Genomic DNA, 12,900 nt, shown 5'->3' with positions numbered 1-12,900 from the left:
GATGCCTCCGGCGGATGGGACGATGCCGCATGGAACCCCGACGAAAACCGCCACGTCAATGGGCGTTTACCTTCGGAATCCGCACCTCCGTAGAGTCCTACGCCGCATCACTTTCCCAGGCCATGGCGACCAATAGGAGCATCCATCAAGCCCTTTCGGAATGTGACCTTGCTTTCGAAGGTCAATTAACTCAAGCTCCTTCGCCACCCGTTTCGTCCCGCACAAACGAGAACCGCAGCGTACGGCTCAAAAAAATGTCAGGCCGTCCGGAATCCGGACGGCCTCACGAAGGGCGGTGACTACCCTCAGTGGTTACGCGGGAAGCCCAGGTCGACGCCCGCCGGGGCGTCGGCGGGGTCGGGCCAGCGGGTGGTGACGACCTTGCCGCGGGTGTAGAAGTGCGTGCCGTCGTTGCCGTAGATGTGGTGGTCGCCGAAGAGCGAGTCCTTCCAGCCACCGAAGGAGTGGTAGCCGACGGGGACCGGGATCGGGACGTTCACGCCCACCATGCCGGCCTCGATCTCCAGCTGGAAGCGGCGGGCCGCGCCGCCGTCCCGGGTGAAGATCGCGGTGCCGTTGCCGAACGGCGAGGCGTTGATGAGGGCCACACCCTCCTCGTAGGTGTCGACGCGCAGCACGCACAGCACCGGGCCGAAGATCTCGTCCTGGTAGGCCCTGGCGCTCGTCGGCACCCTGTCGAGCAGCGAGATGCCGATCCAGTGGCCGTCCTCGAAGCCCTCGACGCTGTAGCCGGTGCCGTCGAGCACGACCTCGGCGCCCTCGGCCGCCGCACCCTCGACGTAGGAGGCCACCTTGTCGCGGTGGACCTTCGTGATGAGCGGACCCATCTCGGAGGCCGGGTCGCTGCCGGGACCGATCTTGATCTTCTCGGCACGCTCACGGATCTTGTCGACCAGCTCGTCGCCGATGGAGCCGACCGCCACGACCGCCGAGATGGCCATGCAGCGCTCGCCCGCCGAGCCGTACGCCGCCGAGACCGCCGCGTCCGCCGCCGCGTCCAGGTCGGCGTCCGGCAGCACCAGCATGTGGTTCTTGGCGCCGCCCAGGGCCTGCACACGCTTGCCGGCCGCGGACGCCGTGGCGTGGATGTAGCGGGCGATCGGGGTGGAGCCGACGAAGGAGACGGCCTTGACGTCCGGGTGCTCCAGCAGCCGGTCGACGGCCACCTTGTCGCCGTGCACGACGTTGAAGACGCCGTCGGGCAGACCGGCCTCCGACAGCAGCTCGGCGATCCTGACCGACGCCGACGGATCCTTCTCGGACGGCTTCAGCACGAAGGTGTTGCCGCACGCGATGGCCATCGGGAACATCCACATCGGGACCATCGCCGGGAAGTTGAACGGCGTGATGCCGGCGACGACACCGAGCGGCTGGCGGATGGACGAGACGTCGACGCGGCTGGCGACCTGCGTGGACAGCTCGCCCTTCAGCTGCACGTTGATACCGCAGGCCAGCTCCACGATCTCCAGACCGCGCGCGACCTCGCCGAGCGCGTCGGAGTGCACCTTGCCGTGCTCGGCGGTGATCAGCTCGGCGATCTCGTCGCGGTGGGCGTCGAGCAGCGCGCGGAACTTGAAGAGGATGTTGGTCCGCTGGGCCAGCGAGGACTGGCCCCAGGTCGCGAAGGCGTCCTTGGCCGCCGCTACGGCCGCGTCCACCTCCTCGACCGACGCGAACGCGACCTTGGTGGTGACCGCGCCGGTCGCCGGGTCGGTGACCGGCCCGTACGTGCCCGACGCGCCTTCGGCGGTCTTCCCGCCGATCCAGTGGTTGACGATCTTCGTCATGCCCAGAGACTCCTTCTTACAGATGGCGGCGTCGGGTCGAGACGTGCCGTTCGTACAGCTCACGGGCCTTGACCGCGGACGGTCGGGTCGCGGTCTCGGCCACAGGAACATCCCACCAGGCCTGCGCCGGAGGCGCGCCCGACACAGTGTCGGACGTTTCGGTCTCCACGTAGACACATGTGGGAGTGTCGGCGGCGCGGGCCTGAGCGAGCGCCTCCCGCAGGTCGCGCACGGTCTTCGCGCGCAGCACCCGCATCCCCAGGCTGGCCGCGTTGGCGGCGAGGTCGAGGGGCAGCGGGGCACCCGTGTACGTCCCCTCCGGTGTGGGGAAGCGGTAGGCGGTGCCGAACCGCTCGCCGCCCACGGACTCCGAGAGCCCGCCGATGGACGCGTACCCGTGGTTCTGCACCAGCAGCACCTTGATCGCGATCCTCTCCTGCACGGCGGTCACGATCTCCGTCGGCATCATCAGATAGGTGCCGTCGCCGACCAGCGCCCACACGTTCCGCTCGGGGGCGGCGAGCTTCACCCCGAGCGCGGCCGGGATCTCGTAGCCCATGCAGGAGTAGCCGTACTCCAGGTGGTACTGGTCGCAGGACCGGGCCCGCCACAGCTTGTGCAGGTCGCCGGGGAGCGAGCCGGCCGCGTTGATGATGATGTCCGAGGCGTCCACCAGGGCGTCCAGGGCGCCGATGACCTGCGTCTGGGTCGGCCGTACGTCGAGCTCGTCGGCCTCGAAGCAGGCGTCGACGCGCTGCTCCCAGCGCTCCTTGTCCTCGGTGTACTCGCCGACGTACGACTCCGCCGCCCTGTGCCCGTGCATCACCAGCGCCTCCGTCAGCTCGCCCAGGCCGCTGCGGGCGTCGGCGATCAGCGGGAGCCCGGCCAGCTTGTGGCCGTCGAAGGGCGCGATGTTGAGGTTGAGGAAGCGGACGTCCGGGTTCTCGAAGAGGGTGCCGGAGGCGGTGGTGAAGTCGGTGTACCGGATGCCGACGCCGATCACCAGGTCGGCGGTGCGGGCCAGTTCGTCGGCGGTCGCGGTGCCGGTGTGGCCGACCCCGCCGACGTCCTGCGGGTGGTCGTGGCGCAGCGAGCCCTTGCCGGCCTGGGTGGAGGCGACCGGGATGCGGGTGGCCGACGCGAACTCGGCGAGGGCCGCCTCGGCCCGGCTGTGGTGGACGCCGCCGCCCGCGATGACCAGCGGCCGGCGCGCCTCGCGGACGACGCGCACCGCCTCGGCGAGCTCGGTCGGGTCCGCGCCCGGCCGCCGTACGGTCCACACCCGGTCGGCGAAGAACTCCTCCGGCCAGTCGAAGGCCTCCGCCTGCACGTCCTGCGGCAGCGCGAGGGTGACCGCGCCGGTCTCCACGGGGTCGGTGAGGACCCGCATCGCCTGGAGGGCGGACGGGATCAGGGCCTCGGGGCGGTGGACGCGGTCGAAGTACTTCGACACCGGGCGCAGCGTGTCGTTGACCGAGACGTCGCCCGCGTACGGCACCTCCAGCTGCTGCAGGACCGGGTCGGCCGGGCGGGTGGCGAAGACGTCACCGGGCAGCAGCAGGACCGGGAGGTGGTTGATGGTGGCGAGGGCGGCGCCGGTGACCAGGTTGGTGGCGCCGGGGCCGATCGACGTCGTCACCGCGTGCGTGGACAGGCGGTTCGACTGGCGGGCGTAGCCGACCGCCGCATGGACCATGGACTGCTCGTTGCGGCCCTGGTGGTACGGCATCTCCCCGGCGTACTCGATCAGCGCCTGGCCGAGCCCCGCGACATTGCCGTGGCCGAAGATGCCCCAGGTGGCGCTGATCAGCCGGTGCCGTTCGCCGTCGCGTTCGGTGTACTGGACGGCGAGGAAACGGACCAGTGCCTGGGCGACGGTCAGCCGGATCGTCATCGGTAGCCCCCTGTGCTCTCTACGTGGTCGGGGTGGAAGCAGATCCGCCACTCCCGGGTCTCGCCCGGACCCGCCATGACGTTCAGGTAGTACATGTCGTGCCCGGGCTGGGCGATGGACGGGCCGTGCCATCCGTCGGGGACCAGGACGGCGTCCCCGGAGCGGATCTCGGCGAGCACGTCGGAGCCGCCCGCGCGCGAGGGGAACACCCGCTGGTAGCCGAGACCGTTCGGGCCGTCGATCTCGAAGTAGTAGATCTCCTCCAGCTCGGACTCCTCGCCCGGCCGGTGCTCGTCGTGCTTGTGCGGCGGGTACGAGGACCAGTTGCCGCCCGGAGTGATCACCTCGACGGCGATCAGCCGGTCGCAGTCGAAGGAGTCGGCCGAGGCGAAGTTGCGCACCCGGCGGGCGCAGCCGCCGCTGCCGCGTTCCTCGACGGGGACCTCCGGCGCGGGGCCGTAGCGGGCGGGGAGTCGTCGCTCGCACTTCGCTCCTGCCAGGGCGAAGCGGCCTCCCGCGCCGGAGGCGATCTGGACCCGGGTGTCCCGGGGCGCGTACGCGAAGTCGGAGACCGACGCGAACACGCTTTCCCGACCCAGGAGTTGGAACTCACTGTGCTCAATTTGTACGGTACATCCGCCTTCCAGCGGAAGCACGATCCATTCACTGTCCCCCGTGGTGAACGTATGCGTACCGTTCGGTGCCAACTCCACGACACGCAGGCTGCTGTGCGTCCAGCCGGCCCGCTTCGGGTCGATGTCGACGGCGTACTGGGCGTTCGCGGTGGCACCCCGGGGCAGGTGCAGGTCGGTACTGGTCATGCGGCCCTCACAGCAGTCCTACGGCGGTGTCCACGGCGGCGGCCACATCGCCGTCCGCCGGGTACAGCAGCGAGCGGCCGACCACCAGGCCGCGCACGGTGGGCAGTTGCAGCGCGCCGTGCCACTTCTCGTACGCGGCGACCTGGTCCTCGGGCGAGTCGCCGATGTCGCCGCCGAGCAGCACGGCGGGCAGCGTGGAGGTCTCCATGACCCGGGCCATGTCGTCGGGGTTCTCGGTGACGGGCACCTTCAGCCAGGTGTATGCGGAGGATCCGCCGAGGCCGGAGGCGATGGCGATGGACTTGGTGACCGCTTCGGCGGACAGGTCGTTGCGGACCTTTCCGTCGGGGGTGCGGCGGCTGAGGAACGGCTCGACGAAGACCGGCAGCCGGCGCGCGGCCATCTCGTCGATGGCACGGGCGGTGGACTCCAGGGTGGTCAGGGAGCCGGGGTCGTCGTAGTCGATGCGCAGCAGCAGCTTGCCCGCGTCGAAGCCGAGGCGCTGGATGTCCTCGGGGCGGTGCCCGGTGAAGCGGTCGTCCAGTTCGAAGCTGGCCCCCTGCAGGCCGCCCCGGTTCATGGAGCCCATGACCACCTTGTGGTCGAGGGCGCCGAGCAGGAGCAGGTCGTCCAGGATGTCGGCGGTGGCGAGGACGCCGTCGACGCCCGGGCGGCTCAGGGCCAGGCAGAGGCGTTCGAGCAGGTCGGCACGGTTGGCCATGGCGAGCTTGCGGTCGCCGACGCCGAGCGCGCCGCGGGCCGGGTGGTCGGCGGCGACGATCATCAGCCGGCCGCTGTCGTTCAGCAGGGGGCGCCGGGCCCGGCGGACGGCGGCCTCGGCGATCGCCTCGGGGTGATGGGTGCGGATGCGGACGAGTTCGGCCACGTCGACACGGGAGCGCCGGCCGGCGTCCCCGCCCTCGGTGTGCGTGCCCGCGACCCGGCCGGCCCTCACAGCACCGCTCCGGCGTCGAGCGCGGCGGCCACCTCGTCGGGGGTGGGCATCGCGGAGGAGCACTCCAGGCGGGAGGCGACGATGGCGCCGGCCGCGTTGGCGTGCCGCATGATCGTCTCCAGGTCCCAGCCGGCCAGCAGGCCGTGGCAGAGCGAGCCGCCGAAGGCGTCTCCGGCACCGAGGCCGTTGAGGACCTCGACGGGCAGCGGCGGGACCTCGGCCGACTCGCCGTCGCGGCTGACGGCGAGCACCCCCTTGGGTCCCTGTTTGACGACGGCGATCTCGACTCCGGCCCGCAGGAGCGCTCGGGCCGCCGCATGCGGGTCGCGTACGCCGGTGGCGACCTCCACCTCGTCCAGATTGCCGACGGCGACGGTCGTGTGCTTGAGGGCCTCGGCGTAGAAGGGGCGGGCCTCGTCGGGGTCGGTCCAGAACATGGGCCGCCAGTCGAGATCGAAGACCGTCGTGCCCGCCTTCGCCCGGTGGGTGAGGGCCGCGAGGGTGGCCGTACGGCTGGGCTCCTCGCTCAGGCCGGTGCCGGTGACCCAGAAGACCCGGGCCTCCCGGACGGCGCCGAGGTCCAGCTCGTGGGCGTCGATCTCCAGGTCGGGGGCCTTGGGCTGCCGGTAGAAGTAGAGCGGGAAGTCGTCCGGCGGGAAGACCTCGCAGAAGGTGACCGGGGTGGGCAGGCCGGGGACCGGGGTGACCCAGCGGTCGTCGACACCGAAGCCGCGCAGCGCCTCGTGCAGATAGGTGCCGAACGGGTCGTCGCCCGTGCGGGTGATCACGGCCGTGCGCCGGCCGAGCCGGGCCGCGGCGACCGCGACGTTCGTCGCCGACCCGCCGAGGAACTTGCCGAAGGACGACACCTGGGCGAGCGGGACACCGGTTTGCAGCGGGTAGAGGTCCACTCCGATCCGCCCCATGGTGATCAGGTCGTAGGCCATCGGCTTCCCTTCGTCATGACTCTCCCCGGTTTTGTAGTCCCGCACGCCGCGCCCTGTCAATGTTTTGTCCAGACATTCGGACCAATTCTCGACGGTACCCGTTCTCGGCGCTGCTCCCGGTCGCCCGCACGCCCGCGCCGCGCGCGGGCAGCGGCGCGAGAGCGACGCGACCCACCGACACCCCCGCGTACGCTTTTGCGACGCCTCCGTCACAAACACCCCTTCCGTGTCACGGGTGTCACATGTACGCGGGTTGTGCGTCACACCGTCTCGACAGGCCCTGCCCTGTGGTCACTCAGCGTCGTTCACCGGACACAGGCTTGGTGATCGCCAGCGCAGCGCCCGGCTCCCCCGACGACCGCCCCCGGTCGCCGCTGCGGCGCGCGCAGGGAGGTGCAGCTCATGACCGACCAGGGACTCTGGTCCTACAAGGAGATCGCGGCACACATCAGAGTGCAGCCGGACACCGTACGGTCCTATCGCAAGCACGGGCTGCTGCCCCCGCCCGACCATGTGGAGGGCGGCAAGCCCTACTGGTACGCGGACACCGTCCGCGCCTGGGTCGCCTCCCGCCCCGGCAACCGCGGCCGCCGCCCCGACTGACCCGGCCCGGTCACACGGCCCGGGATACCCGCGCTGTGCCCCACCGTCCACGTGGGGCACAGCGCCGCTCAGGGGCCTGTCCGCACATCCCGTGCCCACCGGCACGCCCGCGGCTGCACCTTCCGGAGGGTGAGGGCGGTCCTCGGTCAGAAGTGGGCGGCCCGCCGAGGGCGCCCCGGGACGGGCGCGACCGGCACCGGCACGGCGGTCAGGCGCGGCTCCAGGGCTCGATGACCGTGACCCCGGCCCCCGGCGCCGTGCCCATCGCGGCGAGGGCCGCCGGTGCCGCGTCGAGGGTGAGGGTGGACGTCACCAGGAGGTCGGGGCGCAGGACACCGGAGCGGACCAGGCGGAGCATGCCGGGGTAGGCGTGGGCGGCCATGCCGTGGCTGCCGAGCAGTTCCAGCTCCAGGGCGACGGCCCGGGCCAGGGGGACGGGGGTGGTGCCGTCGGCGGAGGGCAGCAGCCCGACCTGGACGTGCCGGCCGCGGCGGCGCAGGCCGTTCACGGAGGCCGCGCAGGTGGCGGGTGAGCCGAGGGCGTCCAGGGAGAGATGGGCGCCGCCGCCGGTGAGCTCGCGGACGGCGGCGGCCGGGTCGGACACATCCGTGGCGTCCAGGCACTCGGCGGCGTCGAACTCCCGCGCCAGGCCGAGCGCTTGCGGGGAGACGTCGACGGCGACCACCCGGGCCCCCGAGGCCGCCGCGATCATCACGGCCGACAGCCCGACCCCGCCGCAGCCGTGCACCGCGACCCACTCCCCCGCCGCCACCCGGCCCTGCTGCACCACCGCGCGGTAGGCGGTGGCGAAGCGGCAGCCGAGGGCGGCGGCGGTGGCGTAGGCCATGTCGTGCGGGATCGCGACCAGGTTGACGTCGGCGTGGTCGAGCGCGACGTACTCGGCGAAGGAGCCCCAGTGGTGGAAGCCGGGCTGGGTCTGGCGTTCGCACACCTGCTGGTCGCCCGCGGCGCAGGCAGGGCAGGTGCCGCAGGCGCAGACGAACGGCACGGTGACCCGGTCGCCGGGCCGCCATCCGGTCACCCGGGAGCCCACGGCCTCGACGACACCGGCGAGTTCGTGCCCGGGCACGTGCGGCAGCGTGATGTCGGGGTCGTGGCCCATCCAGCCGTGCCAGTCGCTGCGGCAGAGACCGGTGGCCTCCACTCTGACGACCACGCCGTGCTCAGCGGGTTCCGGATCGGGTACCTCCCGCACCTGTGCGGGGGTGCCGTACCGCTCGAAGACGACCGCTCGCATGCGCGCTCCTTCCGGGAACCTCCGCGAAGACTAGTGCTGTGGCCGGACCGGGTGACCGGTCACCGATCGTCCTGGCCGGTCGCGGCCGCACGACGGGAACCGCAGGGCCGGTGCGGACCCGCGCCCCTACGGGGCGTCCCCGCCGCCCTCGCTCACCCCGAACCGCGCGTGGAAGCGCCGCAGCGGCGCCGGCGCCCACCAGGTGGCCCTCCCCGTGAGCCGCATGATCGCCGGGACCAGCAGGCTCCGGACGACCATCGCGTCCATCAGCACGGCGAGCGCGATACCGAGGCCGAGCATCTTGGTGTTGGTCACCCGAGACGTGCCGATCGCCACCATCACCACCGCGAGGATGACCGCCGCCGCGGTGATCAGCCCGCCCGTGCGCTGCAGTCCGTGCCGCACCGCCGCGTCGTGGTCGCCCGTGCGGTCGTACTCCTCCTTGATGCGGGAGAGCAGGAACACGCCGTAGTCCATGGACAGTCCGAAGGCCACGCAGAACATCAGCACCGGCAGGGTGGTCTCGATGGAGCCGGGGCTGGTGAAGCCGAGCGCACCGGAGAGATGGCCGTCCTGGAAGACCCAGACCACGGCGCCGAACATCGCCGTCAGGCTCAGCGCGTTGAGCACCACGGCCTGCACGGGTATCAGCACGCTCCCGGTGAGCAGGAACACCAGCAGGAGGGTGACGACGGCGATGAACACGGCCGCCCAGGGCAGACGCTGGGCTATCGCGTGCTTGGTGTCGACGAGGACGGCGGCCGTACCCGTCACCCGGGTGCCGAAGGGGGCGTGCAGCGCGCGCAGGTCACCGGCCAGGCGCTGGGCCGTGTCACCGACGGCTTCCCCCTTCGGCTGCACCGTGAAGTAGGCGGCGTCGCCCTTGACCAGCGGGCCGTCGACACGGACCACCTCGGGCAGGGCGGCCACCCGCTGCTTGTACGCGGCGTACTGGGACGCGGTGGCCCTGCCTTCGGCGAGGACCTCCAGGCCGCCGCCGGGGCTGCCCGGGAAGCCTTCCCTGATGTGCTCCTGCACCACGTGGGACTCCGCGGTCGAGGGCAGCTGCCGGTCGTCGGCGGTACCGAACTTCACGCCCAGGAAGGGCAGTCCGAGGGTGACCAGCAGGACGGTGGTGCCGAGGGCGAAGAGCGGGGCGCGGCGCATCACCAGGCCGGCGGTGCGCGCCCAGGCCGTCCCCTCGGCCGCCTTCGGGTCGCGGCGCCGGCGCAGCAGGCGGCGCAGGTCCAGGGAGTTGACCCGGTGGCCGAGCAGGACCAGTGCGGCCGGGAGCAGGATCAGCGCGGCTGCCGCGGCGAGCAGGACCACGGCGATGCCGGCGTAGGCGAAGGACCGCAGGAAGTACTGCGGGAAGACCATCATGGCGGCGAGGGACACGGCCACCGTGAGGGCGGAGAAGAGCACCGTGCGCCCGGCCGTGCGCAGGGTCGCGCCGACCGCGGTCAGCGGGTCGGCGCCCGTGGACAGTTCCTCGCGGTAGCGGCGGACGATGAACAGGGCGTAGTCGATCGCGAGGCCGAGGCCGAGGGCCGTGGTGAGGTTGAGCGCGAAGACGGAGACGTCGGTGAAGGTCGTCAGACCGCGCAGCACGGCGTTGGTGCCGAGGATGGCGACGATGCCGATTCCGAGCGGCAGCAGGGCGGCGACCGCGCTACCGAAGACCATCACGAGCAGCACGAGGGTGATCGGCAGGGCGATCAGCTCGGCGCGGGTCAGGTCCTCCTTGATGATCGTCTGCATCTCGTGCCGGACGGCGACGATGCCGCCGACCTTCACCTTCAACGGGCCGTGCGTGCCCCGGTAGTGGGGCGCGATGCGGTCGAGCGTCCTGCCCATCGCGTTCTCGTCGCCGGTGATGCGGGCGGCGATCAGCGCCTCATGGCCGTCCTTGGCGCGCAGGGCCGGTGATCCGCTCTGCCAGTAGGAGCCGATGCCGCTCACGCCCTTCTCCCCCGCCAGCCGGCCGGCCAGGTCCCGGGCCTCGGCGGCGACCGCCGGATCGTCGACCGAGGCGCGGCCCGCGTCGAGCAGGAGCAGCAGATTCGGCTGCGAGTCGGGGAACTCGCGCTCCAGCGCCTTGGTCGCGTACGTCGACTCGGCGGCCGGATCCTCCCAGCCGCCGCTGCCGAGACGGTCCGCGACCCCGCTGCCGGCCAGCACGGCGAGCGCGGTGAGCAGCAGGGCCACCAGCAGCGACAGGCGTGGGCGGGCGGTGACGAGGCGGGTGTAGCGCCCGATCCGGGCGGGCGCCTTCGCCGGCGCCTCCTCCTCGGTCCGCGGTGGCGTGTTGACTTCGGTCATCTTGCGGTGTCCCCTTCACCACGACCCGTGCCCGCACGAACGGGCGGCACGGAGGAGCCGGTGCCATAAACTGGCAAACACGAGAGATCGCTCGCGTTTCTCAAGAATGCGAGCGACCACTCGCGTTTGTCAATGACCTTGGGAGAGCTGGGGATAACGCGTGTCCGACACCTCGGAGAAGGAGCAGGCGCGGGAGAAGGAGCAGCCGCGCCGTCGGCAGGCCCGCGGGGAGCGCCGCATCACCCAGCTGCTCGAAGCGGCCGCCCACGTCTTCTGCACCTCGGGCTACACCGCCGCCAGCACCAACGCCATCGCCCGCGAGGCCGGCGTCTCACCGGGCACGCTCTACCAGTTCTTCCCGAACAAGGAGGCCATCGCGATCGAGCTGGGCGACCGGCTCGTCCACGAGATGCGGGCGGCCTACGGCGAGGCGCTGGGTCCCGTCGACCCCGCCACCTCACTGGAGGAGGCCATCGGGTCCGCCGTCGACCGGTTCATCACCTTCAACACCGAACACCCGGTGTTCTTCGCGCTGATGCACGGCCCCGACATCCCGGGCCGGATGGCCGAGCAGCACGACCAGCTGCACACGACGGTGCTCGGCCGGATCGAGGACCTGCTCGCCTCGCTCATGACCGGCGCCGCCCCGGCCGACGTCACCCGGACGGCGCACGTCTGCCTCGGCGTCTACAAGTCCGGCCTGGAGTTGGTCCTCGCCCACGAGGGCGCCGAGCGCGTGGCCTACGTCCAGGAGATCAAGGACGTCCTGATCCGCTACCTGGAACCGCTGGTGGGCGAGCGGCTCGGCCGCAGCTGAGACCGGAGGCGGCCCCGGAGGGGTGATCCCCGGAGTCACCCGGACTGCGGCGGGCGGCACATCTGCCTAGAGTGCGGATAAATCGCCCAGCAGCTGTCCGAGGGACCCCCGTGAGCCACTTCCCGCCTCCCGGCACGCCCAGGGCCCGCATTCCCGGCCCCCAGCAGCCGCCCCCGCCGTACCCGCGTATCGCGGCGGGCCTGTGGCGGCGCTGCCTGGGCGGCGGTTGCGCCCTGTGGGCACTGATCGCCTGGATCACCTACGAGACCCGCAACGGCATCCTGCTGCCGACGCTGATCCTGCTCGGCGGCTTTCTCGTACCGGTCGTCTTCGTGCTGTGGGCGTACGAGCGGCACGGCCGCGACCTGGGCGTCAGCGCGATCCTCGGCTGTTTCCTGACCGGCGGGGCCCTCGGCGCGCTCGGCGCCTCGCTGGCGCAGGCTCCCCTGGCGCACCCCTCCGCCGGGATGTTCGCCGGTCTCATCCTGATCGAGGAGACGGCCAAGCTCGCGGCGCTGGTGTTCGTGCTGCGCCGCCAGCCGGCCATCCGCGGACTGCGCGCCGGACTGGTGCTCGGCGCGGCCGTCGGCTTCGGCTTCGCGGCCCTGGAGAGCGTCGGGTACGCCTTCACGGTGGCCGCCTCCCCCGGCGTCGAGCTGCGCGCACTGCTGGAGACGGGGTTGCCGCGCGGGGTGCTGACCCCCCTCGGACACGGCCTGTGGACCGCGATCGCCGGTGGTGTGCTGCTGTCCCGGCGCCGCCTGAGCGGGCACTTCCGGTTCGCCGCGCCGGTGGCCGGCGCCTGTCTGGGCGTCTCCCTGCTGCATGCGCTGTGGGAAGCCACGCACGGCCTCGCGATCCGGGTGGTCGCCCGGCTGACGGGCCCCGGCATGGAGGGGCCGCTGTTCGCACCGGGGTATGCCGCACGGCCGAGCTCCGAGCAGGAGCACCTGTTCGCGCTGTTCTCGGTGGGCGGGCTGGCCCTGGTGGCCTTGGCGGCCGTCGGATGGGTGCGCTCGCTGGCTCGCCGGGACACTCCTTGGAGAAATACCCCCTAGGGGTATAGTCTTGGGAAGCGTGGGGCTCCCCCGTGGACCCCACCGGCCCCACACGCCTCGACGAGGAGTAACGACATGACCGCCCACACCGACACCCCGGGCTCCGTCACCACCGTCTACCAGGTGACCGGCATGAGCTGTGGCCACTGCGAGGGCTCCGTCTCCGGTGAGATCTCCCAGATCCCCGGCGTCCGCTCGGTGAAGGCCGTGGCGTCGACCGGCGAGGTCACCGTCGTCTCCGACGCCCCGCTGGACGACGAGGCGGTACGCGCCGCCGTGGACGAGGCCGGCTTCGAGCTGGCCGGCACGGCCTGATCAGCACGGCCTGATCAGCAGGGTCGGTACGAGCAGGCCCGGCGGACACGGCTCGCGCGCCGGGACCTCGGAGACAGGGCTCGTACGACCGGTCCCGCCCGC

The 12,900-nt window shown here is 71.9% G+C and carries 11 protein-coding genes; 4 read left to right on the top strand and 7 right to left on the bottom strand.

Going from position 1 to position 12,900, the window contains the following annotated elements; genetic code table 11:
- Positions 1-305: 305 nt before the first annotated feature.
- The 5 genes from mmsA to iolC all read right to left on the bottom strand — a co-directional run bounded on the left by mmsA (position 306) and on the right by iolC (position 6,425).
- Positions 306-1,808, bottom strand: coding sequence for a CoA-acylating methylmalonate-semialdehyde dehydrogenase (gene mmsA / locus IO33_RS0103165; RefSeq protein ID WP_031159864.1), 1,503 nt, complete (start codon positions 1,806-1,808; stop codon positions 306-308).
- Between the two features lie 16 nt (positions 1,809-1,824).
- Positions 1,825-3,702 carry a 3D-(3,5/4)-trihydroxycyclohexane-1,2-dione acylhydrolase (decyclizing) gene (gene iolD / locus IO33_RS0103160; protein WP_031159863.1) on the bottom strand — a complete coding sequence of 626 codons (1,878 nt, stop codon included), beginning with the start codon at positions 3,700-3,702 and terminating at the stop codon, positions 1,825-1,827.
- Positions 3,699-4,523 (bottom strand): 5-deoxy-glucuronate isomerase, encoded by an 825-nt coding sequence (gene iolB, locus IO33_RS0103155; RefSeq protein WP_031159861.1) that lies wholly within the window; start codon positions 4,521-4,523, stop codon positions 3,699-3,701. Before iolB ends, iolD begins: the two co-directional genes overlap by 4 nt.
- A gap of 7 nt (positions 4,524-4,530) precedes the next feature.
- Positions 4,531-5,409, bottom strand: a complete 879-nt coding sequence (locus IO33_RS0103150) for a Cgl0159 family (beta/alpha)8-fold protein (protein WP_031159859.1) — start codon at positions 5,407-5,409, stop codon at positions 4,531-4,533.
- 65 nt (positions 5,410-5,474) lie between these two features.
- Entirely contained in the window at positions 5,475-6,425 is a 951-nt protein-coding gene (gene iolC, locus IO33_RS0103145; protein ID WP_031159857.1) for a 5-dehydro-2-deoxygluconokinase, read from the bottom strand.
- Between the two features lie 402 nt (positions 6,426-6,827).
- On the opposite strand from iolC, the gene IO33_RS0103140 reads away from it, so the two are divergent.
- Positions 6,828-7,028, top strand: coding sequence for a helix-turn-helix transcriptional regulator (locus IO33_RS0103140; RefSeq protein ID WP_031159855.1), 201 nt, complete (start codon positions 6,828-6,830; stop codon positions 7,026-7,028).
- Positions 7,029-7,236: 208 nt separating this feature from the next.
- On the opposite strand, the gene IO33_RS0103135 is transcribed toward IO33_RS0103140, so the two are convergent.
- Both IO33_RS0103135 and IO33_RS0103130 read right to left on the bottom strand, forming a co-directional pair.
- Positions 7,237-8,286, bottom strand: a complete 1,050-nt coding sequence (locus tag IO33_RS0103135; protein ID WP_031159852.1) for a zinc-dependent alcohol dehydrogenase family protein — start codon at positions 8,284-8,286, stop codon at positions 7,237-7,239.
- 126 nt (positions 8,287-8,412) lie between these two features.
- Positions 8,413-10,608, bottom strand: a complete 2,196-nt coding sequence (locus IO33_RS0103130) for an MMPL family transporter (protein WP_031159850.1) — start codon at positions 10,606-10,608, stop codon at positions 8,413-8,415.
- Positions 10,609-10,768: 160 nt separating this feature from the next.
- On the opposite strand from IO33_RS0103130, the gene IO33_RS0103125 reads away from it, so the two are divergent.
- From IO33_RS0103125 to IO33_RS0103115, 3 genes are all read left to right on the top strand, one after another.
- Positions 10,769-11,425 carry a TetR/AcrR family transcriptional regulator gene (locus IO33_RS0103125; RefSeq protein ID WP_031159848.1) on the top strand — a complete coding sequence of 219 codons (657 nt, stop codon included), beginning with the start codon at positions 10,769-10,771 and terminating at the stop codon, positions 11,423-11,425.
- Between the two features lie 110 nt (positions 11,426-11,535).
- Positions 11,536-12,483 carry a PrsW family intramembrane metalloprotease gene (locus IO33_RS0103120; RefSeq protein WP_031159845.1) on the top strand — a complete coding sequence of 316 codons (948 nt, stop codon included), beginning with the start codon at positions 11,536-11,538 and terminating at the stop codon, positions 12,481-12,483.
- Positions 12,484-12,558: 75 nt separating this feature from the next.
- Positions 12,559-12,798, top strand: coding sequence for a heavy-metal-associated domain-containing protein (locus IO33_RS0103115; RefSeq protein ID WP_031159843.1), 240 nt, complete (start codon positions 12,559-12,561; stop codon positions 12,796-12,798).
- Positions 12,799-12,900 lie beyond the last annotated feature (102 nt).

Origin of the sequence: Streptomyces durhamensis (genome assembly GCF_000725475.1) — a bacterium.
Lineage (GTDB): Bacteria > Actinomycetota > Actinomycetes > Streptomycetales > Streptomycetaceae > Streptomyces > Streptomyces filipinensis.
The sequence above is the reverse complement of the archived record's forward strand: the minus strand, read 5'-3'. Positions and strand labels throughout refer to the sequence as shown.

What these genes read in the sequence shown, in the direction of transcription:
- IO33_RS0103115 (WP_031159843.1), top strand. Translation starts at nt 12,559, where the DNA reads ATGACCGCCCACACCGACACCCCGGGCTCCGTCACCACCGTCTACCAG.
- iolC (WP_031159857.1), bottom strand. Translation starts at nt 6,425, where the DNA reads ATGGCCTACGACCTGATCACCATGGGGCGGATCGGAGTGGACCTCTAC.
- IO33_RS0103135 (WP_031159852.1), bottom strand. Translation starts at nt 8,286, where the DNA reads ATGCGAGCGGTCGTCTTCGAGCGGTACGGCACCCCCGCACAGGTGCGG.
- IO33_RS0103140 (WP_031159855.1), top strand. Translation starts at nt 6,828, where the DNA reads ATGACCGACCAGGGACTCTGGTCCTACAAGGAGATCGCGGCACACATC.
- IO33_RS0103130 (WP_031159850.1), bottom strand. Translation starts at nt 10,608, where the DNA reads ATGACCGAAGTCAACACGCCACCGCGGACCGAGGAGGAGGCGCCGGCG.
- iolD (WP_031159863.1), bottom strand. Translation starts at nt 3,702, where the DNA reads ATGACGATCCGGCTGACCGTCGCCCAGGCACTGGTCCGTTTCCTCGCC.
- iolB (WP_031159861.1), bottom strand. Translation starts at nt 4,523, where the DNA reads ATGACCAGTACCGACCTGCACCTGCCCCGGGGTGCCACCGCGAACGCC.
- mmsA (WP_031159864.1), bottom strand. Translation starts at nt 1,808, where the DNA reads ATGACGAAGATCGTCAACCACTGGATCGGCGGGAAGACCGCCGAAGGC.